The 25,226-nt window shown below is 49.6% G+C and carries 19 protein-coding genes and 1 pseudogene; 5 read left to right on the top strand and 15 right to left on the bottom strand.

The features are described from left to right. Positions 1-13: 13 nt before the first annotated feature. From mrcB to N5E87_RS03195, 4 genes and pseudogenes are all read right to left on the bottom strand, one after another. Entirely contained in the window at positions 14-2,308 is a 2,295-nt protein-coding gene (gene mrcB / locus N5E87_RS03210; protein WP_011715809.1) for a penicillin-binding protein 1B, read from the bottom strand. Positions 2,309-2,385: 77 nt separating this feature from the next. Next, positions 2,386-4,893, bottom strand: a complete 2,508-nt coding sequence (gene hrpB, locus N5E87_RS03205; protein ID WP_279775058.1) for an ATP-dependent helicase HrpB — start codon at positions 4,891-4,893, stop codon at positions 2,386-2,388. A gap of 385 nt (positions 4,894-5,278) precedes the next feature. After that, a pseudogene (locus tag N5E87_RS23515) lies at positions 5,279-5,620 on the bottom strand (TonB-dependent copper receptor); the annotation flags it as partial. A gap of 205 nt (positions 5,621-5,825) precedes the next feature. After that, entirely contained in the window at positions 5,826-8,012 is a 2,187-nt protein-coding gene (locus N5E87_RS03195) for an EAL domain-containing protein (RefSeq protein WP_086904188.1), read from the bottom strand. Between the two features lie 170 nt (positions 8,013-8,182). On the opposite strand from N5E87_RS03195, the gene thpR reads away from it, so the two are divergent. Then, entirely contained in the window at positions 8,183-8,755 is a 573-nt protein-coding gene (thpR, locus tag N5E87_RS03190; protein WP_086904187.1) for an RNA 2',3'-cyclic phosphodiesterase, read from the top strand. 117 nt (positions 8,756-8,872) lie between these two features. On the opposite strand, the gene N5E87_RS03185 is transcribed toward thpR, so the two are convergent. After that, positions 8,873-9,652 (bottom strand): tetratricopeptide repeat protein, encoded by a 780-nt coding sequence (locus tag N5E87_RS03185; RefSeq protein WP_086904186.1) that lies wholly within the window; start codon positions 9,650-9,652, stop codon positions 8,873-8,875. A 422-nt stretch (positions 9,653-10,074) separates the two neighbouring features. On the opposite strand from N5E87_RS03185, the gene crp reads away from it, so the two are divergent. From crp to N5E87_RS03165, 4 genes are all read left to right on the top strand, one after another. After that, the gene (gene crp / locus N5E87_RS03180; protein WP_011070954.1) at positions 10,075-10,710 is read left to right on the top strand and encodes a cAMP-activated global transcriptional regulator CRP; all 636 of its coding nucleotides are present in this window, start codon (positions 10,075-10,077) and stop codon (positions 10,708-10,710) included. A gap of 82 nt (positions 10,711-10,792) precedes the next feature. Beyond that, the gene (locus N5E87_RS03175; RefSeq protein ID WP_011621417.1) at positions 10,793-11,140 is read left to right on the top strand and encodes a hypothetical protein; all 348 of its coding nucleotides are present in this window, start codon (positions 10,793-10,795) and stop codon (positions 11,138-11,140) included. Beyond that, on the top strand, positions 11,121-11,795 hold the full coding sequence (locus N5E87_RS03170) for a response regulator transcription factor (RefSeq protein ID WP_011621416.1): 675 nt from the start codon (positions 11,121-11,123) through the stop codon (positions 11,793-11,795). Before N5E87_RS03175 ends, N5E87_RS03170 begins: the two co-directional genes overlap by 20 nt. Beyond that, positions 11,792-13,120 carry an ATP-binding protein gene (locus tag N5E87_RS03165; RefSeq protein WP_086904185.1) on the top strand — a complete coding sequence of 443 codons (1,329 nt, stop codon included), beginning with the start codon at positions 11,792-11,794 and terminating at the stop codon, positions 13,118-13,120. The genes N5E87_RS03170 and N5E87_RS03165 overlap by 4 nt, the downstream gene beginning before the upstream one ends. Before the next feature lie 131 nt (positions 13,121-13,251). Here the strand turns inward: N5E87_RS03165 and N5E87_RS03160 are convergent, their stop codons facing one another. The 10 genes from N5E87_RS03160 to sspA all read right to left on the bottom strand — a co-directional run bounded on the left by N5E87_RS03160 (position 13,252) and on the right by sspA (position 25,132). Beyond that, entirely contained in the window at positions 13,252-14,055 is an 804-nt protein-coding gene (locus tag N5E87_RS03160; RefSeq protein ID WP_086904184.1) for a DUF1338 domain-containing protein, read from the bottom strand. A 164-nt stretch (positions 14,056-14,219) separates the two neighbouring features. Continuing rightward, positions 14,220-15,683 (bottom strand): succinylglutamate-semialdehyde dehydrogenase, encoded by a 1,464-nt coding sequence (gene astD / locus N5E87_RS03155; RefSeq protein ID WP_086904183.1) that lies wholly within the window; start codon positions 15,681-15,683, stop codon positions 14,220-14,222. Between the two features lie 9 nt (positions 15,684-15,692). Beyond that, positions 15,693-16,712, bottom strand: coding sequence for an arginine N-succinyltransferase (astA, locus tag N5E87_RS03150; protein ID WP_086904182.1), 1,020 nt, complete (start codon positions 16,710-16,712; stop codon positions 15,693-15,695). A gap of 127 nt (positions 16,713-16,839) precedes the next feature. Then, entirely contained in the window at positions 16,840-18,057 is a 1,218-nt protein-coding gene (locus tag N5E87_RS03145; protein WP_011621411.1) for an aspartate aminotransferase family protein, read from the bottom strand. A gap of 308 nt (positions 18,058-18,365) precedes the next feature. Then, a complete protein-coding gene (locus N5E87_RS03140; RefSeq protein WP_086904181.1) occupies positions 18,366-19,277 on the bottom strand; it encodes an alpha/beta hydrolase in 912 nt (303 codons plus the stop codon). 55 nt (positions 19,278-19,332) lie between these two features. After that, complete coding sequence (locus tag N5E87_RS03135; RefSeq protein WP_086904180.1) at positions 19,333-20,478, bottom strand: HDOD domain-containing protein; 1,146 nt, start codon at positions 20,476-20,478, stop codon at positions 19,333-19,335. Between the two features lie 199 nt (positions 20,479-20,677). Continuing rightward, positions 20,678-23,158 (bottom strand): prolyl oligopeptidase family serine peptidase, encoded by a 2,481-nt coding sequence (locus N5E87_RS03130; protein ID WP_086904179.1) that lies wholly within the window; start codon positions 23,156-23,158, stop codon positions 20,678-20,680. 175 nt (positions 23,159-23,333) lie between these two features. Further along, positions 23,334-23,909: an aminodeoxychorismate/anthranilate synthase component II gene (locus N5E87_RS03125; protein WP_086904178.1), complete on the bottom strand. Its 576-nt coding sequence runs from the start codon at positions 23,907-23,909 to the stop codon at positions 23,334-23,336. A gap of 156 nt (positions 23,910-24,065) precedes the next feature. Then, complete coding sequence (locus N5E87_RS03120; protein WP_011715796.1) at positions 24,066-24,503, bottom strand: ClpXP protease specificity-enhancing factor; 438 nt, start codon at positions 24,501-24,503, stop codon at positions 24,066-24,068. Beyond that, positions 24,503-25,132, bottom strand: a complete 630-nt coding sequence (sspA, locus tag N5E87_RS03115; RefSeq protein ID WP_011715795.1) for a stringent starvation protein SspA — start codon at positions 25,130-25,132, stop codon at positions 24,503-24,505. Before sspA ends, N5E87_RS03120 begins: the two co-directional genes overlap by 1 nt. Between the last annotated feature and the right edge of the window lie 94 nt (positions 25,133-25,226).

The raw sequence follows: 25,226 nt of genomic DNA, 5'->3' as shown, positions 1-25,226 counted from the left end.
TCAAGAATAAGTATTACTGACCTAAAATCTTCTGCCACCACTGCAACGGCTCACCGCAGTTTTTCGCAGGATTATAGGTACCTCTAAGGGCTGGCAATGCCTCGGTATTGCGGCATCCCGCCTCCTTAGCTTCACCGGTATCACGGTCAAAGTAACCTTGGATCACGCCCGTTGGCGGAATCGAGCGTAGCCCAATCGGTGGACGCTCCTTCAAGAAGGCTTGATACACCGCCATCGCGCCACTGCTACCGTAGAGGCTGGTCTTACCGTTATCGTCGCGTCCTACCCAAATCGCCGCGACGTTACGCTCGTCAAAACCGGCGAACCAAGAGTCGCGGCTATCGTTACTGGTACCGGTTTTACCCGCCAGAGCAACGCCTGGGAAGGCATTACCTAAACGTGTTGCCGTCCCCGAGCGCACCACTTGCTGCATGGCATATTGCACCAAGAAATCAGTATCCGGCGTAATGGCTTGCTCCTTCGGTGAGCGAGTCACTGGCAACGGCTGATTATGACTGTCGAGCACCGCCGTCACTGTGGTGAGTTTGCGATAGGCACCATAATCGGCCAGCGTTTGATAAACCTGCGCCACCATTAACGGCGAGCCATTCACAGCGCCCAGTAGCATAGACGGGTATTCGTTAAGCGGCTCTTGCCAGCCAGATTTAGCCAGCGTGGTTGCCACCGCATCCACACCCACGGCAATCCCGAGGTTCACCGTAGGTACGTTCATCGACTTTTTCAGCGCCGTTAACAAGGAGACTTGTCCACTAAACTTCTTATCAAAGTTCTGCGGTGACCATGTTTTGCCCTGCTCATTCTTTAGGGTAATCGGCTGATCTTTAAGTGGCGAAGCCAAGGTAAACTGGCTATTCGGTGCCAATGCGGTCGCATACACGAATGGTTTGATGAGCGAGCCTATGGGTCTGCGGATCTCAACAGCGCGGTTATAGCCATCAAAGCCAGGCGTCTTATCACCCACCATAGCCGCGATACCGCCAGTGTATTTGTCCGTCACGACCATACCAATCTGCAACGACTTATTGCCTTTATCTAAGCTCTTAAAGGTTTGAGTCACGGCGATTTCGGCGGCTTCCTGCGCCATTGGATCCAGTGTGGTGTAAATCTTGACCCCAGATTGTTTTAATAACGCATCACCATAGCGCTCGTTAAGCTCTTGTTTAACCAAGGCATAAAACGCAGGTAGCTTTTGATGCACTGGTTTATTGGGATTACGTAAGCCTAAGGGCGACTCTACCGCAACCTTGTATTGCGCAGTGCTCAGCTCACCCGACTCCATCAAGAGACGCAGTACTAAATCGCGACGCTCTTGGCTGCGCTCAGGATAACGCCATGGGTTGTAATAGGAAGGCCCCTTAATCGCCGCCACTAAAAACGCTTGCTGCGCCGTGGTTAGCTCGCCGATGGGTCGACCAAAATAGAACTGTGAAGCCAGCCCCATACCATGCACGGCGCGGGATTTATCTTGCCCCATATACACTTCGTTGAGGTAGGCCTCGAGGATTTCTTCCTTGCTGTAACGAAAATCGATAATCACCGCCATTAAAGCTTCGCGAATTTTACGCAGCAAAGAGCGCTCGCTCGAGAGGAAGAAGTTTTTCGCCAACTGCTGGGTCAGTGTCGAGCCGCCCTGTACGGTACGACCCGCACTGATATTCACAAAAGCGGCACGCAGAATCGCGAAGGGATTAACCCCGTGATGTTCGTAAAAACTGCGGTCTTCCACCAGCAGCAAGGCTTTTACAATCGCCTTAGGCATTTCTTCTGTGGGAACAAACAATCTGTCTTCGCCGTCACCCGCAATAATGCGGTCGAGCAATACAGGTTCTAAATGGAATACCGCCAACTGGCGCTTATCTGACATACGTGCAATCGAGCTGATCCCATCGCTGTCGAAGCTAATCATCACTCGCTGCTCGGCCTGATCGCCCTCAGGATGTAAGAAGGGACGACGCCATAATTCGATTTTGGTGCTGGATGCAGAGAACTCACCCACCTCACGGGGATTGGCGACTTTGCGATAACCTAAGAGTTTGAGTTCGGCCATTAACTGTGGATGACTCACGGCAGCGCCGGGATATAAGGCCATCGAGCGGCTAAATACCTGCGCGGGTAAGTGCCATTTTTGCCCCTCAAACTTGCGGGCAATAATTTGATCGAGGTAAATACTGTAGAAGGTCACAACGGCTAGGCCGATTAAGGCTAGTTTCCAAGTGAGCGACCAAATTTGCCCAAACAGGCCACGGCTGCGCTTCGCTTTCGCTTTTTTTGTCGTCTTAGTTGTCATATCTACTTCATCATTTATGCGTTAACGGCATCAGTCACAGGCACAACACAAGGTTGTAAATCAAAGCAGTCTAAAGGCTATGACTGAGATAAACCTAAGGTTTTCTTCTTGGTAAATTTTGTGGGCTGCGTATTGGCAGGGTCGTCCGGCCACAGGTGTTTAGGATAACGCCCACGCATTTCTTTTTTCACTTCCACATAGGGCCCTTGCCAAAAACTGGCGAGATCCGCTGTTAGAGCCAAGGGGCGCTGCGCCGGTGACAGCAATTCCATCGTCACCTTAAGCTTACCTTGAGCCAGTAGCGGGCTGTCTGCCATGCCAAAGGTTTCCTGCAAACGTACCCGCAGCAAGGCTCGCCCCGAGGCATCGTACAATATCGGCGCGAAGGTGCCCGTGGCTAACGGCCATGAGGTGGGCAGCAGCGCATCGAGTGCCTGTTGCTGTGACCAAGTTAATTGGTTTACCAGCAAACTAAAGCAATCGAGTTTTTGTAATTGCGGCAGATTATTCACATTTTCAAGGTAGGGCGCCAGCCATGTTTCAAGGTTTGCCAGCAGCGCGGTGTCGCTCATATCCGGCCAATCGGCATTCGGATCTAAATCGCGCGCTAACTGTAATCGAGCCTGAAACTGCGCTAAGTTATCGTGCCAATTGAGGATTTGTAACCCCTGCTGGCGAATGTAACTCAGTAATGCCGCCACAATTTGGCCGCGATTCGGATTAGCAATAGCCTCTGATTTCAGTAAAATCTGCCCGACTTTGGTTTGGCGCTCGGCCACAGCGCGGCCTTTAGCTTCATCCCAGCCGCATTGGTCATAACGCTCCACCAACTCGGCCAACTCCTCATCGAACAGACTTGGCAATAATGGACTGGCGAGATAAATCCGCCCGGCATTCTTGCCTTCGGTTTCTTGATAATCTGCCACCACCAACCAAGGCGTTTGCGCTAAGGCATCTTCGGCGCTAAGCACCACGCCCGTTCCATTGGCCAATTGATACCCCTCAACGCCACGGGATTTGGCAACCCGGTCAGGATAAGCCAGCGCCAACAGCAAACCGGCATCCTGATGATGGGCATGGGAGGCGATGGCCACTAAATCGGCCTGAGTAAATTGCTTATCTAGCGCCAGCTTTTTAAGCCATTGTTTGGCTTGCTGCCCCGCACTGCCTTGGGTGGCAAAGTGCAAATAATTCATGATATCGGCGCCTTTGCGCGGCAATCCCCGCGCTTCCAAAATCCCCGCCAGTAAACAGGCTAAGGCCGCCAGTTGATGTTCATCGCGAGATTTGGCCACCAATAACATATGGGCAAGACGCGGATGACACCCCAGCTCATAGGCCGCTTTGCCATGCGCAGTCAGCTTGTTTTGTTCATCGACCATGCCTAAACGCTGAAGCAGTTGCCAAGCTAATGCCTCGTTCACCGTGGGCGGCGCAGTCAATAACAGTAAGTCGATGAAGGATTTCGCGCCCCAGTAGGCACAGTCGTGGGCCATGGCGACTAAGTCGGCTTGGCTGATTTCGGGTTCATCGGCCTTGAGCAGACGTTGATGCTCCTCTTGGCCCCATAAACGGATGCACTCGCCCGCCGCCAAACGCCCCGCACGGCCAGCACGCTGGGTTGCCGAGGCTTGGCTGATGCGCTTAAGGCTTAAACGTGTCACCCCAGTTTTAGGATTAAAGCTGGCTTGGCGTTTATAACCGCTGTCGATAACAAGGCCAATGCCCTCGATGGTCAGACTCGACTCGGCCACGTTAGTGGAGAGCACAATTTTGCGCCTGCTGCTGTCGGCCTTTATCGCCCTGTCCTGCTCCTGCGCCGATAGCTCGCCATAGAGTGGGCACACCGCCACACTGCTGCTATCGAGGCGCTCTTCTAGATACTGCGCCACTCGGAGGATTTCGGCTTTACCGGGCAAAAACACCAGAATATCCTGTGGCCCCTTATCGCCTACGGATATCGCGGCATCGAGCACAACGCGGCTCAGATGATCGAGCCAATGCTGCTGCCCAGCAACGGGGCGATAGCGAATGTCGACCGGGAAACTGCGCCCTTCACTCTGTAGCAGGGCGGCATCGGGCATCAACTCAGCCAATGTCAGGCCAGATAAGGTTGCCGACATGGCGAGGATTTTCAAGTCGTCCCGCAGCGAGCTTTGCACTTCGAGCGCCAAGGCTAAACCCAGATCTGTGGTCAAATGCCGCTCGTGGATCTCATCGAAAATGATCATCTCGATGCCTGTTAATTCAGGATCTTGCTGGATCATGCGAGTTAAAATCCCTTCGGTGACAATCTCAAGTCGAGTCTCACCACTGACCTTTGACTCGCCGCGCACGCGATAACCTACCTCTTGCCCTACCGCCTGCTGCCGACAACTGGCAATAAATTGCGCCACGCTACGGGCAGCCACACGTCGAGGTTCCAGCATTAAAATCCGCCCAGAAATCTCAGGCCAATCCAGCATGACTAAGGGCAATGCGGTCGATTTACCCGCACCCGTTGGCGCTTCGAGGATCACTTGCGCATGTTTCGCAAAGGCATCGCGCAGGGATGGCAATAAGGAATGAATGGGTAGATTGTTCAATGCAACAGTATCAACAGGGAAAAATGATGGGGAAGTTTAACATAGGCCTTAGGCAGTGTCCCTCCCGCGGCCTTAGCTTTGGCACGTCGCAGTTTGGCATTGGCTTGCTAAAAATAGCATCGCCCCGACAGCAAGGCTCTCGGGGCGCCAATAGTACAAATAAGCCGAGTTAGAACTGATAGGTCAGCTTAGCCCACAGATTTCGGCCCGGCTCATTGACCCTAAACATGGCCTCACTGCCCGGCAGATCGTTCCCCGTGCCCGCCTTACTCACATGCTCGGCATAGGCGGTATCAAACAAGTTTTCGACACCCAAAATTAAGGATAAATCCTTGCTGTATGACCAAGAGGCATTGAGCGCCAAGGTACCAAAACCGCTGCTCGGGCCATACACATGCTGACCATCATCGACTATGTTTAAGCGCGAGCCGCCCAGCCCCCGAAACATGGGATCGCCACCGGAGCCGCCCTTGCGGGTGATATTAAATCCAGGGATAGAGCGTAAAAATCCCGAGCCATCGTAGGCAGGCAATGGCAAACGGTTCTGTTTAGGATCGCTCACTAGATGGACAGGCTGGCGCATTACATCGCCAGATACCCGCAGATAATCATGACATTTTTTATCTTCACCACAATCGCTCGCCTCAGAAGACCAGCCTAATTGAGGTACAGCGGTGCCGAGCACACCCGCTAAAATAACGGCTAATTTGATAGGTTGATACAGCACGATATTCCCCTACATATTGTTTTTAATGATTTTTGTGGGGGTATTGTTGTTACTGGCTAAGGAAGCGCAATCAAAACTCGGCTGGGCGCGACAATCTGTCGCAGCCCAAATGGCGAGGGATCACAATTAGATAAATAGTGGTAAATGAGTCGCTTAGCCGTTAAGAATTGCAGATTTGCGAAAACTCAGCGCAAGATAACCTAAGTTAGCGTAGCCAAGGTTCGGCCAAGCCAGAGGTTAAGGTCAGTAATGGCATAGGCTTGTTGATGGCATAACCTTGGGCATAATCCACACCTAAGCTTTTTAACTTAGTGGCAATTTCGGTGGATTCAACAAACTCCGCCACCACATCGAAGCCCATATCTTGTCCGAGCTGACAAATGGCTTTAATAATGGCTTGGTCGGCCTCGTCTTCGCACAGATTAATCACAAACTGGCCGTCGATTTTGACATAATCCACGTTCAAGCGTTTAAGGTAGGCAAAGCTTGAGAACCCCGCGCCAAAGTCATCCAACGCGAGTTGGCAATTTAATGGCCTCAGCACTTCAATCAATTTAGTGGCCTGATCTAATTGGCTCACTGCGGCAGTTTCGGTGATCTCAATGCAGAGCTTATCCACCAGCTCAGGTTCGGTCATCAGGCGCATTTCGAGCCAATTCATAAACTCGCTGTCACCTAACGAGGTCGCCGACAGGTTGACCGAGACCAACTCCAGCTGTTGCCAAATATCCAAATGGCTACTGCCCCACTTCAGCAGATTATCGATCACCCACAAGTCGACCTTGGCCGCCAAGTTGTAACGCTCCGCCGCGGGGAGAAAGATCGCCGGCGAAACAATAGTGCCATTGGCCTGCACCATCCGAAGTAGCACCTCTAAATGCAGGCCGGATTCTTCGCGACTTAACGGGGCAATGCTTTGGAAATACAGCTCAAATTGATTTAGCGCGAGGGCGCTGACGATATCGACTGAGGCCATCATCTCGGTATAGAGGCGGGTCATTTTAGGATCTTTGGTACTGTACAAATGCCAGCCATTGCGGCCCTTATCCTTGGCGAGACGACAGGCCGCATCGGCCTGACTCATCACAGTGTAAATATCCGTCGCAGACTTTTCGAGCTTAGCGATCCCCATGCTGACACTGACATTGTGGCAACGGTTTTCCCAAATAAACTCGTGGGTCGCTAACTGAGTGCAGATCCGATTAGCGATATGTTGCGCCGAATCCACATTGCAATAATGCATTAAAATCCCAAACTCATCGCCACCCAAACGCGCGACAATATCCCCCTTACGCACCAATTGCTTGAGACGTAATGCAAGCTGGCACAGTAATTTATCACCGGCCTGATGGCCGCTCACATTGTTGATCACCTGAAACTGATCGACATCGATAAAGGCAACGCAGGTCGGCATCTCATCTTTAGTTTGCAGCAGATTTTCGAGCAAAGCCTCAAAATGCAGCCGATTCGGTAACCCAGTCAAAGCATCATAATTGGCATGAAAGGACAGCTCATCGGCGAGGCGATATTTTTCACTAACATCCTCGGCAATCATCACTAGGGTGTCTTTATTGCCGTGGATTTGGCTAAAGCTCAGCCTCAGCCAATCCAACTGCAGGTTGGATTTTAAGGGTAACTCACACCAGGCTTGCCCCAATACGCCTTCACGCACCATGTGCAGCGTGTCGGTGAGCATGGCATGCTCCTCTTCGCGCACCATGCTGAATAAATCGTATCCATGCTGCACCGGCAGGGTTTGCAACGCGACTTTGTTCAGCATGGTCAGTTGATTCTGTTTATCGAGCAGGGCGCAGGCTAAAGGCAATTGATTAAAAACTTCGCGATATTTGTGCTCACTGGCCAACATATCGTGGGCGATACGGGTCAGTTCCATCGCCGAGCCAATCATCACGGCCGCATGTTGAAACTCCCGAATAAACTCCGCACTCCATTCACAGCATTCGGAGCAATTGACCGCGCCAAGGGCGATACGGGTTTCGCCAAACACCACAGGCGGTAACACCAATAGGCTTTTAACGTTCCAATCACGAAGTAACGCCCGCTCAGCTTGGGCCTCTGCGGGCAAGGTATCGACATCGGGAAGATTCAGCAGTGTGGGGGTTCTCACTAAGGAGCGAAAAAACGGCATACGCGCGAGCGGCCAGACCCGTGTCTGTTGGCCCTGGCTAAATTGCGGTTTTAAGTACAGATTACGGGTACGTAGATGGTCTAGGGCTAAACTGCCCGTTAGCACAAATACGCCATCACAATGCAACTGCAGCGTGATGGCCTCTAGGGCTTGATCAACATTTTGCTCTAGGGTTTCTAGCGGCGTTTCGCTAAAAATCGTCACTAATGCCTGTTGAAGTGGATTTGCTAAACCATCTGACATGAAAAGGGATTTCCTTACCTACAATTCCATTTAAGGTATTATTTCTACGCTGACCTCGGATAAACTCAAGTCGTCTAAGTCCATCATGGGGACTACCGCAGAAATGTCTGTATTACCAAACAAAAGCATAGCTTATGTTTGGCATTTGAGCAGCTGATGGAGATAAACAGGTGTTACAACGACTCTTCCTTGGGTTTGCCCCCACAAGCATACAGCGGCAACAACTGCTGCAATTGCAGCAAAGCTTGGCACCGCATTTAGCGCCACATGCTAAACCCGTCACCCAAAGCAATTTACACTTAACCCTCGCGTTTTTAGGACTCGCCAATCCGACTCAAGTGGCGCAGTTGCTCGATGGTGTCGATAAGCTGGCTAAACCAAGATTCAGTGTCACGCTGGATAGCATCGCCGTGTGGCCTAAGGCGCAGGTCTGTTGTTTAAAGGGCGATAGCATCAGTCCTGAGTTAGCTCTCTTAGCATCTCAGGCACAGAATTTAGCCCAACAGTTACAGTTGCATCTGAGTGAGCATCCGTTTCGGCCCCATATCAGCTTGTTTAGAAAGGCAAAACCATCAGGCATCTTGGCGAGTGAGCTAACGCTTAAGGAGTTGGTACAGCAGAACATCATCCAAGCTTCGATGCTTGAACTCACGCTCGCACCCGAGGAGCTGCACTTATATCTTTCCGCCAGTGGCGGACGCTGTGTGGAATATCAAATCTTACATTCTTGGCCGCTCGCATAAACCCAATTCGCTAACGCGAATAAACGATGCACCAGAAGTCATCTGTAAAAATATCAGTAAAAACATTAGCCCGAGCATGGCTCGGGCTGATAACAAGACAAGCAAACTCAGACAGGGTTAATCGAGTAAACGCAAGGTCTCACGGTAAGCGCGCTTTTGCTCATAGCTGTGCAGGCGCTGCTGAAACTCGTCGGTCTTGGTGGCTTCGGCCGTCATCTTTAAGGCGGCGATCGCTTTTTGCTGGGTCGATACCGCGGCGCCAAAATCACCGACTTCGGCATAGGCGGCCGCCAAGTTATCGAGGTTGGTGGGATCGTTCTCGTTCACTTTCAGCAGCTGCAAGGATAATTCGAGCGCTTTATTACCATCGCGATATTCGGCTTCGGGGCAAGTCGCTAAAATCCACGCCACATTGCCAAGGGCGACATCATCCCCCACGCGGGTAAATTGCTCCACGGCTTTACCGCAGTTACGGGCAATGCCATCGCCACCCGAGGCGTAAATAAAGCCTAAACGGAACTGCGCCCAGCGATTACCACGCTCGCCCATATCCTTGTACCAACGTTCGGCCACGGCTAAGTCACGCTTTACTAGCTGCCCCTCAAAGGAGAGATCCGCTAAGGTTTGCTGCGCCTTTTCGTGTTGCTGCTCGGCGGCAAGGGTCATCCAATGTAATCCGGTCTGCACTTCTTGCTGTACATAACGTCCAGAGAGAAACATCAGCCCCAGTAAAAATTGTGCGTCGGCATCGCCCTGCTCCGCCTGCACTTGAATGTGCACAAATTTACTCGCCGCAACTTCATTGGCTGGCTGTGGAATAGAAAATGCGTGCGCGGCAGCACTCATCCCTAGGGATAAAGTGAATCCGGCGCCTAAAACCCATTGTCTGTATTTCACCTGGTAACCTCTTTACGAAAAACAACCGCGCCCTCAAGTTAGCCTGAATTATTCCCATAAGTCGAGCCTAAATCGGCGTAATCGAACCTATATTAAATAGAAATAACCCTTAAGGGGCAGCAATTATCCCATTCCTTTGATTCATTAGTCGCAATTGAGGTTATTTTCTTCGCAAAAAACCTTAAAAGCCTTTATAAGATGTGATTAACTCTACAGAGTTAAGTGAATCCAGTGAGTTTGGCACCGATTTAGTTGACTAATATCACTAAAGTAGCAAAATAAGCTCTAATTTTAGGTGGTTAATTGCATTTATTCACTCATTCTAAACTAAGAGGTGTATCAAGTTTTTATGAGTGTAATTGACGTAAAATGCTTATTTAGAATATTCTTACTTTCGTTTTAATCAATCGAGGAACATCGACATGGCTCTGATTGGTAAGCCAAAACCAGACCCAACTTTGGAATGGTTTTTATCACACTGTCACATTCACAAGTATCCCGCTAAAAGCACCTTGATCCATGCCGGTGAAGACTCAGATACCCTTTATTACATCGTAAAAGGTTCTGTAGCGGTATTGATTAAAGATGAAGAAGGTAAGGAGATGATCCTTTCTTATCTTAATCAAGGCGACTTTATCGGTGAGTTAGGATTATTCGAAGAACAAGCTGAACGTACTGCTTGGGTTCGTGCGAAACAAGCATGTGAAATTGCTGAAATCTCTTACAAGAAGTTCAAGCAATTAATTCAAGTTAACCCCGAAATTCTGATGAAGCTATCGGCTCAAATGGCATACCGCCTACAAAGCACTAGCCAGAAAGTGGGTAATTTAGCGTTCCTCGATGTGGCTGGCCGTATTGCCCAGACATTGTTGCACTTAGCTAAGCAACCCGATGCCATGACTCACCCAGACGGCATGCAAATTAAGATCACTCGCCAAGAAATTGGTCAGATCGTCGGTTGCTCCCGCGAAACTGTGGGTCGAATCTTAAAGATGCTTGAAGAGCAGAATTTGATCCAAGCACACGGTAAAACCATTGTGGTATATGGTACCCGTTAAGATAGACTTCAGCTTGATTTAAGCCTGTTTCATTAAAGTGGCCTAGCATAAAATCTAGGCCATTTTTTATTGGGGAGCATAAATGAAACGGCTGTTTTTTATCTGTTTTTTCAGTCTGTTTACGCTGGTGCATCCAACAATAATTCACGCCGAACCGATTGAATTAGAACATTATCAAGCCAAGGCTTTAGTCAACTCCGGGCAAATTTTATCACTCAATGGCACCCTTGCCGTGGTGAATCAATTTTGCCAAGGCGAACTAATTGACGCCCATCTCTATCAAGAAGATCATAAATGGCGCTATGATTTACAAATCAAAGTGCAACGCGGCCAAATAGTGAATCTGAGTATTGATGCCACCAATGGTCAGCTCGAACACTCCACCGCACTACCGAGCGAATGTCGAAAACATGAAACTGCTACTCGTTGAAGATAATCCGATGTTGGTCTCCGAACTGGAGAAGCAACTCAAACAGGCTGGCTACGTTACCGATATTACTGACAAAGCAGTTGAAGCCGATTACCTCGTTAAAGAAACCCAATACGACTGCGTGATCTTAGATATTGGCCTCCCCGACGGCAATGGACTGGAATTACTCGAAGGCTGGCGTAATCAAGGCATTAGCACACCGGTTATCATGCTAACGGCCCGCAGCCAATGGCATGAAAAGGTCGAAGGCTTTAATGCCGGCGCCGATGATTATTTAGGTAAACCCTTCCATGCACAGGAATTACTGGCGCGTATTCAGGCGCTTATTCACCGTGCACACGGCCGATTAAATAATCCCAGCAAGCAACTTAGCTATGGCGGCGTCACCTTAGATGAAGCTGAGCAGACGGTGAGCGTTGGCGAACATTTATATGAGTTGACCGCCATGGAGTTCAGGCTGTTAAAAATCTTCCTCATGTCGCCTAAGAAGCTGTTATCTAAGGCACAGCTGACGGACAAGCTCTATCAGTTTGACGATGAGAAAGAGAGTAACGTGGTTGAAGTTTACGTGACTCACCTGCGTAAAAAACTCGGTAAAACCGCGATTGAAACCCGCCGCGGCCAAGGTTACATCTTCCACGGCCTGACTGCATGATCTCCATTCGCACTAAGCTCAGTTTATGGTTAACGAGCTTATTAGTGTTAGGCACAGTGATTGGACTCATATTGTTTGAGTCCATGCTGCGCCAAGCGTTTCACGACTCCATTATCAACCGCTTAGAAGAAGATCTTGAGCACATCATGTTGGCGACCCATATCAATAATGGGGAGATCAATATCGATCAGAGCCAACTGTCGAGCTTCTACCGCCCCGCCTATTCGGGGCGTTATTTCCAGCTCAACCTGCCCAATGAAGTGATCCGTTCCCGCTCCCTGTGGGACATGCAGCTCGATATCGAACCTTTGGCGCCAAACCAGACCCGCGTCTGGCAGGCAAAAGGGCCGAAAAACAATGATATGCAGCTATTATCCCTAGGGCTGAACTCCAGCAGCGCCAATGTCACCGCCACCCTAACGGTAGCGCAGGATTTGAGTATCGGCCGGCGCGTGTTTAGCGAGGTCTATGGCACTAAGCTTGGGATTAACCTCGCCATGTTAGTGGCCATGATCGCGGGGATCTTCTTGATCCTGCGTCAATCCTTTAAACCGGTAAAACAGATCCAACACGCGCTCTCCCGCCTGCAGGAAGGCGAGATTAACGCCTTAGAGCTGAATAACATTCCGCCCGAAGTGCAACCGCTAGCCAAGACCTACAACGAGTTATTGGAATACACCGCCAAGCAAATTGAGCGTAGCCGCAATAACTTAGGCAACTTAAGCCATGGGTTAAAAACCCCACTGGCGGTGATGCAGCAACAGGTTGAAGCCTTGGGGCTTAAAGATCCCGACACCGCCATGGCGCTGCAACAGCAACTCGACGCTATCCATAAAATGGTCGAACGTAAACTTGCGGCGGCGCGGATCACCGGCGATATGTTACCTGCCGCCCAGTTAGTAGTGCCGAGGGATCTTCACAGCCTCGCCAATACCCTCAACAAAGTACATAGAAGCAAAAGCATCAATTGCGACTTTGAGCTCGACCCCAGTATCCAGCGCCTGCCCATCCATAGGGAAGATGGCATGGAGCTCTTAGGGAATCTGCTCGATAACGCTTTTAAATGGGCCGGCAGCCAAGTCGCGGTCAAACTGTGGAAGACGCAAAACAAACTCTGCCTTAGCATAGATGATGATGGCCCAGGTGTTGCTGACGATGAACTCGATAAACTCACCCAAAGGGGCACACGCCTCGATGAATCCGTTATGGGCCATGGCCTAGGGTTATCGATAGTGAAAGAGATTGCCGAGCAATATGGCATTGAGCTTAAGTTTAAGCACAGCAGCCATTTATCAGGCCTCAGTATTGAACTAGTCTTTAGCTAACGAGTGCTTAGCTAACCAGTGCTTTGCGAGCCAACTATTTGCTCTGAGTGTTGCGCTAGAGCCGCCAATAAAAAACGCCATCGAACGATGGCGTTTTTGTTTGAGATGAGTCTGCAAATCGCCTTAATTCATTAGGCCTTTTTCGCGTTGGTACTCTCAAAAATCTTATCGGCTGATGCGGCCACGAACCCAGTGTACAGTTCGCCATTCGCCTTAGGATAACGCAGGGCAAATTCATAGAAGCAGCTTGGGATATCAACCGTTGCATCGCTAAATTCTACGGCGATTTTATCGGCCATGGTCGATGACTGTTCCAGTAACACCTCTGGCGAACCTTTGATTTCGCCACCTGAACTATTGAGCACAAAGCCCGCTTGCTTAAGCGCATCGTTTACAGACTCTAATGTCTCGAAGCCCTCGAGGTGATTGATAGAGACTGTAAAATGGTTGGCGCGGTAGCCAAAGGCCGCCACCCAAGCCGCATATTCGCTCTCTTCGAGCAGCGTCTCATAGGTCTTAGCATCCAGTGACCAATGGCGACCCGAATAGATAAAGTTGTCCGCTTTCGTCGCTTGCTCATCCACTTGGGCAATCAAGCCTTGGATGGTGCTTTGCAGTGATGGGCTAAATTCTTCCACCAATAACTCAGAAATAAACACCTTAGGTTGAGTCGCATCTGGGTGCTCAAAATGCTTAGCCACCAGCTTTTTCTGTTCAAACTTATAATCACCACAAGCCACATAACCTAAAGAGGTAAAGTGCTCGGCCAATACAGCTAAATTCACCTTAGCGATGTTAAAAGTACGCAGGGCGATATGGTCGTTGATAATCGGCTTGCCGTGACCGAGTAGCTCGTGCACTTTGGCCGCAGATGGGGTCATTTGAATATAGTCTTGCCAGAGGGCGGCAAATAACGCATTGATATCTGTGTGCATAAAAACTCCTTTTATTGTGCTGCGACTATAGTGCGTATTGTTTTGCCGCTCGCACTCAATGTAACGACCCTAGCCACTTGCTGCACAACGGCGCTCAGTAGCAGCCCAAGTAACGTTACTGCTTGTGATGAAAAAGGAAGAACCTAGGTTCTTCCTCAATGATGTCACTCTAAACTTAACCCTGGGCTTAAACTTGCGGGTAGGCTCACCGCATCCGCCTCAACGGAGGCAACGGGGTAAGCACAATAGTCGGCAGCATAAAATGCACTCGCTCTGTGGTTACCCGAAGCGCCTACGCCACCAAAGGGCGCAGCACCCGAAGCACCAGTGATCTGCTTGTTCCAGTTAACAATCCCCGCACGAATGCGGGCGAGGAAATACTCATAATCATCACGACTATCGGCCAAGATACCCGCAGACAAACCATAACGGGTTTGGTTAGCCAGCTTAATCGCCTGATCAAAATCGTTATAGCGCACTAATTGCAGCAGTGGTCCGAAGTATTCCTCATCGGGTAACTCGCTCACCGCAGTCACATCGATAAGTCCGGGTGAGACTAAGCCCGTTCCCGCCTGCAAATGAGTGAGTTCAACCAGCGACACACCGCCTAAGTTCTGCAAGTTAGCCTGCGCCGCGACCATACCTTTCGCTGCGCCTTCGGAAATCATTGAGCCCATAAATGGCTGTGGTTGCGCGTTCCAAGGACCGACTTTAATCTGCTTTACCGCTTCAACCAGCTTGGCGACTAAGGCATCGCCCTGCTCGCCTTGCTCAACATAGAGCCTGCGGGCACAGGTACAACGCTGGCCAGAAGATATATAAGCCGATTGCAGAATATCGTGCACCGCCGCTTTAATATCGGCGACGCCTTTAATAATCAGCGGGTTATTACCGCCCATTTCTAAGGCGAGGATCTTACCCGGATGACCCGCATATTGCTGGTGCAACAGGTGACCAGTGCGAGAGCTGCCGGTAAAGAATAGGCCGTCGAGTTGTGGGTGCGACGCCAGCGCCTTACCCGTATCGACTTCACCTTGCACTAAGTTGATAACGCCCGCAGGCAGACCCGCCTTTTCCCACAGAGAGACCATTAACTCGGCCACTTTTGGGGTTAATTCTGAGGGCTTAAACACCACGGTATTGCCCGCGAGCAGCGCTGGCACTATATGACCATTGGGTAAATGCCCAGGGAAGTTATAGGGCCCAAACACAGCAACCACACCGTGCGGCTTATGGCGCAGTACCGCACGCCCTGCTGGCGTGTCATTGGCCTCAGTGCCGGTACGCTTGTTGTAAGCTGTGGCCGACAGGCCAATCTTACCAATCATGGCAGCGACTTCTGTCGCCGTTTCCCATTGAGGTTTACCTGTTTCTTGAGCGATCGTTTCGGCTAATTCGGCTTTGTTCGCTTCGAGTTGACTGCGATAGGCTTCGACTATCTTTAAACGCGCATCAAAACCTAACATAAACCAATCGAACTGAGCTTCACGGGCGGCATCGACGGCGGCGTTGACTTGATCGGCCGTTGCCGTTTGGCCGCGCCAAATGATTTCGCTATTTGCTGGGTTGCTAGAGGTCACATCATGACCCTTGCCAGCTTGCCACTGGCCTTTAATAAAATGTGTCATTTGCTATTCCTACATTGCCAAAATACGGATTTGATCGCCTTTTGCGAGTAACAAACCCTCGGCGAGTTCTGGACTAATTACCACCTGCTCAGTTTTGTCATCGACAGCAAGACAAGCGGAGGTCGCACGGTAATTGGCTAATTGAGTGTTAGAGACAATAAATTGCTTATCGGATTCAGGCATTTCACCAATATCTACGGTCAGCAGACGGCTCTCTCGCACGGCGCGGATATCCGTGAGACGGCATTCCACCGTTGGACCGCCATCGAAAATATCCACATAACCACGACATCTAAAGCCTTCCGCCTGCAACAGACTCAATGCAGGACGCGTATTGGTGTGCACTTCGCCAATCACTTTTTGCGCTTCTTCGGGCAGCAGGCAAACATATACAGGGTTGCGGGGCATCATCTCCGCCATAAAGGCTTTTTTGCCTAGACCCGACAGGTAATCTGCCTGAATAAAATCAATGCCTAAGAAGTTTTTCTGCAACCAGCAGTAGAAGGGAGAATTGCCATCGGAATCGCTCACGCCACGCATTTCGGCAATCACTGTCTCACCAAAGCGTTTAGCGTGCTGTGCCAAAAATAGAAAACGGCTGCGGGACAACATCCGGCCATTGTTCCCTTTGCGATAACCTTCACGCAAAAACAGGGTACAAAGCTCGGCTGCGCCAGTGTAATCGTGGCACAGGGTTAAGGTTTCCACCTCGTTGCGAACTTCGATTTGCTCAGAATGATAGACCTCGGTCCCGAGGCGGTAGTGGTAGAAAGCATCTTCCATACCCACGGCGGCTTCAATGGCACAGGTACCGACCACTTCACGGGTCACGGTATCCTCGAGCACCATCAAATAGCCTTCATCGAAGGGCTTATCAATCACCTTAACGAATGAGGCTTCTGCGCGGGCAATTTTATGCCTTAGCAAATCGGCATTGACTGGCAATGAGGTAAAGCCATGGCCAGATTCTTCGGCGATTTGATACAGAGATTCAAAATCGCCTGCCTGAATAGGACGTATGATTAACATCTTAGTGTCTCCTCACTTAAGCTTGCTGTGCAACAAGGCGCCTATCTTGAAAAAGACAGGATGGATGCACGCAAGTATTCCCTGACAAAAAAGGAGTGCGAATAAGATTCAGCACTCCTTTGGTCGCTTAGGCAGCAGCGATGCTCGCCACAGCACGCTCAAAACGTGCTAGGCCTTCTGCAATATCTGCCTCAGGGATCACCAGTGAAGGAGCAAAACGTACCACGTTAGCACCCGCCATCAGGCTCATTAAGCCTTCAGCAACAGACGCTACTAAAAAGTCACGTGAACGACCTTGGTACTGTTCGTTTAGAACCGCCCCTAACAGCAAGCCTTTACCGCGAATTTCAGAGAAAACATGATATTTTTCATTAATTTTGTTCAGACCATCGCGTAATAACTGCTCGCGATGTTTCACACCATTCAAGACTTCTGGTGTGTTAACCACGTCTAATACCGCGTTACCGATAGCACAAGCTAATGGGTTACCACCGTAGGTTGAACCGTGAGTACCCACTTTCAGGTGCTCAGCAATTTCAGCGGTAGTCAGCATAGCAGCGATAGGGAAACCGCCGCCCAGCGCTTTAGCAGTGGTCAGGATATCCGGCACTATGTCGGTGCCCATGTAAGCGTAGAGTTCACCAGTACGGCCGACACCGGTTTGTACTTCGTCGAAAATCACCAGTGCGTTGTGTTTGTTGGCCAGTTCGCGAACCGCTTTTAAGAATGCAGGATCGGCATCGATAATACCGCCCTCACCCTGCAGTGGCTCAAGCATAATGGCGCAGGTTTTATCCGATACGGCCGCTTCTAATGCCGCAACATCGTTATAAGGTAAGTGGGTGATGCTTTGTGGTTTTGGACCAAAACCATCGGAATAGGCCGCTTGACCGCCAACGCTCACGGTGAAGAAAGTACGACCGTGGAAGGCTTTATCGAAGGCGATGATTTCATCTTTCTCTACGCCGAATTTTTCTAAGGCGTAACGACGGGCTAATTTCAGTGCCGCTTCGTTGGCTTCGGCACCAGAGTTAGCAAAATACACACGCTCAGCAAACGTGCTGTTAACCAACTTAGTTGCAAGCTCAAGCGCTGGCTCGTTGGTCATCACGTTAGACAGGTGCCATAATTTTTCGCCTTGCGTTTTTAAGGCATTCACTAAAGCGGGATGACAGTGACCTAAGCAATTTACCGCGATACCGCCGGCAAAATCGATAAACTCGTTACCCTCTTGATCCCATACTCGGCTTCCTTCGCCACGTACAGGGATTACGGCAGCTGGCGCATAGTTAGGCACCATAACCGCATCAAACTGGGCACGATTCAACTTCATATCAACGCTCATTCTTCTTCATCCTTTGTTTAAATGTAACGGCCTCGGGAGCCGTCTGAGTCCCCAACGTATCTTTATCTTGAGTTAGTGATACAGGGTATGCTTGTGTCTATTAATAGCCATTATTAGCGAAATTGTGATCAAAATACCAGTTTTTCACAAACAACATTCGCCTTGCTTTGGGTCAAAGTGCATAAAGATTGTAGTTTAAGAACTATACAAGCGTTTACGCCAGAGGCCTTTAGCATATTTAGTCAGAAAAAAAGTTATTTACCCCTATTTTTGCTAGCTATTCACTGAATATGAATAACTACACAATTTTAACGAATCAGCTGTGAAAGCACAAAATCTGCAATTTGTTCCCTCGCCTCAATCGCTTCTGGCAACAGATGGAACAGGGGAAAAACATGGGGCATGTTGTGATAAAAACGCGATTCTACCGCACCACCACAGGCCTTAATTTGCATAACCAGTCGTTCTGAGTCCTGTAAAAGCAACTCGCGCGTACCGGCAATCACTAAGAGTGGCGGCAAGTCAGTCAAGTTCCCCTGCAAAGGCGAAACCCGTTCAGACATAGGATTCGCCCCAGCAAGATAAGCGCCGCGCAGTCGCAAAAGCGACTCAATGGTAAAGAACGGATCATCCGCCCCTAAAATCAGCTCGGTATCGCCGGTAATGGCTAAATCAAGCGCGGGTGACAACAACACACAGGCTTTAGGCATGGGCAGATGGCGCTTTTTCAGTTCGAGCAGCAGACTCAAGGCTAAATTGCCGCCGGCAGAATCACCCATCAACACCAAATTATCGCAGCCTTTCAACTCAATTAAGTGCAGGTAAGCCTCGAGCACATCGTCACAGGGCGCGGGATACGGATGCTCCGGCGCTAAACGATAATCAGGGATAAACGTATCGAGGCGACAACGCTCACTGATATCGGCCACCAGTCTTGCGTGGGCATGGGGAGTTTTAAAACAAAATCCGCCGCCACGAATGTAAAACAGATTGCCCAAACGCGGCGTGTCATTCAGCAGCACATAATGCAACAGGGTAGAATGTTGCAAGGGAATCGAAGCCGTAACGAGTTTTTCAGGCCATGGCAGCCAGCGCTTATCCAGCTCTAATAAGCGTTGTCGCACTTGATTTAGGGGGAGTTTAGCCTTACCTCGGCTAATGGATGGCCGTGCCACATAGGATAAAATAGTGTTTAATACAGATGCTTGCCAGCTTGGCATTTCCCGTCCTCCACATCAGTGCCGCAATAGGACACCGATGGGAACGGCGTGCAGATCACAGCAGATCCAACTTCCGATAATTCTGTGCTTTTAGGCGCAGCACTTCCTGTTCGCTCAGCTCGTAATAATCGAACATTAAGCGTTTTTCCTGCGGCTCGATTTGGCGCATCTCCTCGAGCAACAGCACCTTAGCATAACAATTCGCCCGTGCCACTATAGCGGCTGGTATCGAGAGTTCGCGGTAAGTTAAGGTTTGGTCTAGTTCCTTTAACAACAGGGTTAAGGGGCTATGCTCAAACTTCAGTAACTCCAATAGCTGCCAATTGAGTTTGTGCCCGTGAGCCAGCACTTGCTCAAATACCGCCTTGGCCGGAAACTCAGTGGCAATCACCGCATCATACACTTCTTTATCGCGACTCGAGCTGGCCTCGCGGATCCAATTGCCCCAAGTTTTATCAAATAAACGCGCGCTCAAGCTAAGCACAACCGAGGTGCCTAACTGATTCATTAATGCACCACTATAAACTAAGGCTGAGTCAGTATTATGAAGCTGTGCTAACGCATTCGCTGCTATTCCGCTGACGATGCTATAGCGCCACAGCTTGCGGGTGGTCCAGAGTAACTTAGCGTTGCCACTGGGCAGCCAATTACGTAGGCAAAAATAAGGAATAATGGTGCGCAGGTTTTCGATGCCAATGTAATTCATCACTAATTTGATATCAGTAACACGCACATCTGAACTTTGCGGACGCCGCGCCCGAAATGCCGGGCTATTGACCATATTGGTTAAATCGCGGCATAACCAGCTCAAATTACTGATTAAAGGTCTTAAGCGCGTCGCATCTAGGTTTTTGGCCAGCAAAAGCTCGAGCAACAGGATCTGTGACTCATTAATCTCCGACTTCGCCAGCACTAACTCTGGGGATGCCAGTTGATGCTCAATGGCATTATTGACTGTTTCGGTGAGTTGATTTGAGATGGCCTCAAAGACTTCACGGGCCTGAATTTGTTTGAGGAGCCTCGACAGAATCGCCTCTCGCTCGACATCGAGCTTATTAGCATCGGCTTCAAGCTCTCGGTCTAAATCATCCAATAAGGTAGGACCGGCCTTTTGCTTACCGAGAATAAGTTGCTGATAGAGCCTATGTTCTATCTCTAAAATTTTGCCGGGTCTAACGCCGCCCGCTACCGATATCGCCACAGTTTATCTTTCCTATCTCGCCCGTGCTAAGTGGCGCGCATACGCTAAAATCGTTAAAAACATGACAATTTCAGCATATAGGTTAAATCTTGGCAATAAGCAAACCGCTTACTATTTAACAGTCCAGATTGGATTCACAGACGCTGAAATTCACACAACAAAAAGGCCTCATATTGAGGCCTTCATATTGTCGCGAGATTTACTTAAGCTCTTGTTCAAACAGCTTATAAATACGGCGATATTCGTCCAACCAGCTCGATGGCTGACGAAAACCATGGGGCTCAACCGGATAAATCGCGGTTTCGAACATCGGTTTTTCCAGCTCGATAAGGTGCTGCACCATGCGCACGCTATCTTGGAAAAACACGTTGTCATCCATCACGCCACTCATGATAAGTAACGGCTTAGTCAGACCTTGGGCATGCTCGATAGGCGAGCTACGCTCGTAGGCGATAGGGTCAACATCCGGTGTGTTTAAAATGTTGGAGGTGTATGGCGCGTTGTAATGTGCCCAATCCGCCACAGGGCGCAGTGCAGCGCCTGCTTGGAATAATTCCGGCTCAGTAAACAAGGACATAAAGGTTAAGAAGCCACCGTAAGAACCGCCATAAGTACCAACGCGCTTAATATCCACGTTGGCATTTTGGCCCATCCAAGTTACACCGTCTTTTAAGTCTTCAACTTCAGGGTGACCCATGTTGCGATAAATCGCCGTGCGCCAGTCACGGCCATAGCCTTTAGAACCACGGTAATCCATGTCCATCACCACATAACCTTGTTGAGTCAGTAGGTTGTGGAACATAAACTCACGGAAGTAACCACTGAAACCATAATCGGCATTCTGTAAGTAGCCCGCACCATGGTTGAAGATAACGGCGGGGTATTTCTCGGCGCGGGATTTGTCATACCCCTGCGGCAAATAAACCCGCGCATACACTTGGCCAGCACCATGGTTAGAAGGTACGGCGACCACTTCAGGCGCTTGCCATGGATATTGCTTAAAGGCATCGCTGGTGTATGAGGTGAGCTGTTTTAACTCACCGCCAATCGGCTGAACATACAGCTCATTCGGCGCTGTACGGCGAGAGGCATTCAGCAGCAACTTAGTGCCATCAGGGCTTAAGCTGTAATCTAAGTTACCGTCCCACTGGGTTAATTGCTCATTTTTGCCCGAGGCGATATTCACACGGTGAACGTTGTAAATACCTGGGTGAGTTTGGTTAGCCTTGTAGTAGATATAGTTTGCATCGGGCGAGAGAGTAATATCGCTCACCACAAACTTACCTTGAGTCAAAGCGCGGGGCTTTTCGCCGCGGGCTTTGATATAAAGCTGGGAATAGCCTGTTTCTTCAGAGAGATAGTACAGAGTGTCCGTACCTGGTAACCAGCCAAATTGGTTATAGTCGTAGTTCACCCAAGCATCATCATGCAGGCGATGCTCGGTGATAAACTTGCCCTTTGCCAGATCGACGCTGGCAATCCAGCGGTCTTTGTTATCGGTCGCTTCGACCATCACCGCCAGCTTATCCTCAGACTCATGCCATTGAATCGCGCTTTGAGTCCAGCCCCAATCTTGCATCAGCTGGATTTTACGGGGAGCCTTAGTACTTTGATACGATTCACCTTTTGCCTTAGCGTTTTCACTCTTAACCTTAGCTAAAACGTCCTCATCGAAGCCGGTTAAACCTTCGATAGTCACATCAATCTGTTTATGCTCATTGAGATCGAGTACCACAAAGCGTTGGCCAGGCGGCGTATCTTCTGCAACACGGGCGCGGACTGGCACAGGATCGATATAGCCTTCACTACCGAGGTAGTTTGGCATGATGTCGTGTTCACTGCTGCCGGTGTAATTTTTATCGGTAAGGGCTACAAACAGATAGCGACCGTCTGGCGACAGACTTAGCTCAGACACCACCTCGGCATCACCTAGATACCAAGTATTAGCCGCGAGGGTTGGATCGCTCTTTTGCAGCTCGTTCTTAAACTGTTCTTTGGCTTTGGCATTTTCTTGCTGCAACGCCACATACTGAATGAGTCTGTGCTGCTGTTTGGCTAGGTAGCTGCTGGGTTCTTTTACCCCCTCAGGCGCTTTAGCCATTTTGATTTCAGCCAACTGCTCGACTAATCCACTGTCTTGATGGATTTGGAAAACATTATCCCCTTGCCAATAGGCAATATCGCCATTGTTAAGGTAACGCAGGCCACTGATGGCAGTGCGCTGACGGGTAAGCTGGGTGATTTTGCCAGAGCTTAAATGCTTAACAAAAATATTGCCTTGGTAGATATACGCCTTATTGGCCTTAGCACTGTCTAACACACCAAACTGTTGGTCCGCCGCGTGTAACTTATCGATGGCCAGTTCAACGGCGCGGCTGTCATTAATGCCCTGCTGGTAATAATTCCGTAGTGGCGATGCGCTAGGTTGACGGGCAAAGAAAACGCTCTGGCTGTCATCGCTCCAGTAAGCTTCCTTAGCGAAAATCCCCATCCAATCGGGGTTCGCCATAATTTGATTCAGCGTAAGGGGTTGTGAAACTTGGGGAGGCTGAGCTAAAGGGACTTGATAAGCCTGTGGTGTGGTCGCGGGAGTGGCCGTTTCGGTTGAGGTGGCGGCGCAACTCGTCAATACCGCAACGGCTAACGCACTTAAACCCAAATTTCGCATTACGCTGTTCATTCGTCCTTCCTTTTATTGTTATCGCAATCCTGCAAACGCAGCGGACTATCCCCACAACGCTCGCAGCTAGACGTAGTTTGGCGGCATTTATATCACACTTAGGCGACATGTTTGCTTAAAAGGAGGAGAAATCTTGTAACAAAGATTAGGGCTGAATGGAGCTTTGGGATTTAATCTAAGCCGATTGCGACAAGAAGTTTGCCAACAATTCATGGCCTTGCTCAGTTAAAATTGACTCGGGGTGAAATTGCACACCAAAGAGTGGCAGCTGCTTATGGCTCATGGCCATAATTTCGCGCCCATGGGTTGGGTCGTCAAACCAAGCATCTAACACAAATCCCTCAGGGACAGCATCGACCAACAATGAATGGTAGCGTGTTACCGTTAATGGTTGATTTAACCCTTTGAATAAGCGCTCGCCTGTATGGCCAATCGCACAGACTTTGCCATGCATCACTCGCTGCGCCCGCACAACCTTAGCACCAAACACCTGCGCCATGGCTTGATGCCCTAAACACACACCGAGGATAGGTAAACGCGTAGCAAAATGCTCAATCGCCGCGAGGGAAATCCCCGCTTCATTTGGCGAACAAGGCCCGGGAGAGATGACTAAATGGCTCGGTGCCAACGCCTCGATTTCCGCTAAGCTGATTTCATCATTGCGTTTAACCACGATCTCTTGCCCTAACTGCTGAAAATACTGCACTAAGTTAAAGGTGAAAGAGTCGTAATTGTCGATCATTAGCAACATACAAAATCCATTGGCTCAAATGGTAAGTCGATGCATTCCACGGCTGAAATGCGGCGCAAATGCTACCACAGGCCTTTGCGCGGATTAAACCTTTATCCAATAAAAAAGCCAGTCAACAGACTGGCTTTCAAGAGTATAGAACAGGGCGCAATTAACCTATTTAACTAAGGTTAAATGACTGCGACGCTTAGGAGGCTCATCCGTAGGTTCGGTTGGCTTCTCGTTTGTCTCAATAACAGACAAGGTCGATTCGGCTTCCTCTTCGACTAAGTACGCGTCTTCAATATCGAAGACAGTCCCTGCACCATTTTCACGGGCGTAAATGGCCACAATCGAGGCCATTGGCAATAATACCTGTTGAGGTACACCACCGAAACGCGCATTGAACTCCACAAATTCATTACCAATTTGCAAATTGCCCACCGCGCTGGCCGCGATATTTAATACGATCTGGCCATCCTTCACGTACTGCTGTGGTACTTGGGTGCCTTTCACAAAGGCATCCACGACAACGTGAGGCGTTAATTGGTTGTCCATCAACCAATCGTAGTAAGCCCTGAGTAAATAAGGACGATTTGGAGTCAACGCTTTCATTACATTCCCATGCGCATTTCGCGTTCAGCTTCAGTCAACGAAGCTTTAAATGATTCACGCTCGAAAATACGTGTCATGTAGGCTTTGATGTCTTTCGCTACGCGGCTGTCTAACTCGATACCTAATACAGGTAAACGCCATAATAATGGGCCGAGGTAGCAATCCGCTAAACCGAATTCTTCGCTCATAAAGTAAGGCATTTCACCAAATACTGGTGCAATTGAAAGTAAACTTTCAGTCAGTTCTTTACGGGCCGCTTCAGCGCGATCGCCTTTGCGAATACGGTCAACGAGTGAGTACCAGTCAGTATCAATGCGGTGCATCATCAAACGGCTTTGGCCGCGAGATACTGGGTAAACAGGCATCAACGGTGGATGAGGGAAACGCTCATCCAAGTATTCCATGATGATACGTGATTCATACAGAACGAGCTCACGATCTAACAAGGTTGGCACTGAGTTATAAGGATTTACTTCAAGTAAATCTTCAGGCATTTCGTTTGGGTCGACCTGTAAAACATCAACAGTAACCCCTTTCTCAGCTAACACGATACGCACTTGATGGCTATACAGATCATCAGCACCTGAAAACAGTGTCATGACAGAGCGTTTGTTGGCAGCAACAGCCATTGATACCCTCCAGAGTCGAAATAAAACAAAAGTAAACGAGGGGCAAAGCCCCCCGTTTACACTATGCGGATACTATATTTTACCCGTTATTGGT

The sequence above is a fragment of the Shewanella sp. GD03713 genome, assembly GCF_029843705.1.
Classification (GTDB): Bacteria; Pseudomonadota; Gammaproteobacteria; order Enterobacterales; family Shewanellaceae; genus Shewanella.
The sequence above is the reverse complement of the archived record's forward strand: the minus strand, read 5'-3'. Positions and strand labels throughout refer to the sequence as shown.

Coding starts and splice junctions, on each gene's coding strand:
- astA (WP_086904182.1), bottom strand. CDS start 16,712: ATGTTAATCATACGTCCTATTCAGGCAGGCGATTTTGAATCTCTGTAT.
- N5E87_RS03175 (WP_011621417.1), top strand. CDS start 10,793: ATGAAACGGCTGTTTTTTATCTGTTTTTTCAGTCTGTTTACGCTGGTG.
- N5E87_RS03120 (WP_011715796.1), bottom strand. CDS start 24,503: ATGAAAGCGTTGACTCCAAATCGTCCTTATTTACTCAGGGCTTACTAC.
- N5E87_RS03125 (WP_086904178.1), bottom strand. CDS start 23,909: ATGTTGCTAATGATCGACAATTACGACTCTTTCACCTTTAACTTAGTG.
- N5E87_RS03195 (WP_086904188.1), bottom strand. CDS start 8,012: ATGTCAGATGGTTTAGCAAATCCACTTCAACAGGCATTAGTGACGATT.
- N5E87_RS03170 (WP_011621416.1), top strand. CDS start 11,121: ATGAAACTGCTACTCGTTGAAGATAATCCGATGTTGGTCTCCGAACTG.
- N5E87_RS03145 (WP_011621411.1), bottom strand. CDS start 18,057: ATGAGCGTTGATATGAAGTTGAATCGTGCCCAGTTTGATGCGGTTATG.
- crp (WP_011070954.1), top strand. CDS start 10,075: ATGGCTCTGATTGGTAAGCCAAAACCAGACCCAACTTTGGAATGGTTT.
- mrcB (WP_011715809.1), bottom strand. CDS start 2,308: ATGACAACTAAGACGACAAAAAAAGCGAAAGCGAAGCGCAGCCGTGGC.
- N5E87_RS03165 (WP_086904185.1), top strand. CDS start 11,792: ATGATCTCCATTCGCACTAAGCTCAGTTTATGGTTAACGAGCTTATTA.
- N5E87_RS03160 (WP_086904184.1), bottom strand. CDS start 14,055: ATGCACACAGATATCAATGCGTTATTTGCCGCCCTCTGGCAAGACTAT.
- N5E87_RS03140 (WP_086904181.1), bottom strand. CDS start 19,277: ATGCCAAGCTGGCAAGCATCTGTATTAAACACTATTTTATCCTATGTG.
- N5E87_RS03130 (WP_086904179.1), bottom strand. CDS start 23,158: ATGAACAGCGTAATGCGAAATTTGGGTTTAAGTGCGTTAGCCGTTGCG.
- astD (WP_086904183.1), bottom strand. CDS start 15,683: ATGACACATTTTATTAAAGGCCAGTGGCAAGCTGGCAAGGGTCATGAT.
- sspA (WP_011715795.1), bottom strand. CDS start 25,132: ATGGCTGTTGCTGCCAACAAACGCTCTGTCATGACACTGTTTTCAGGT.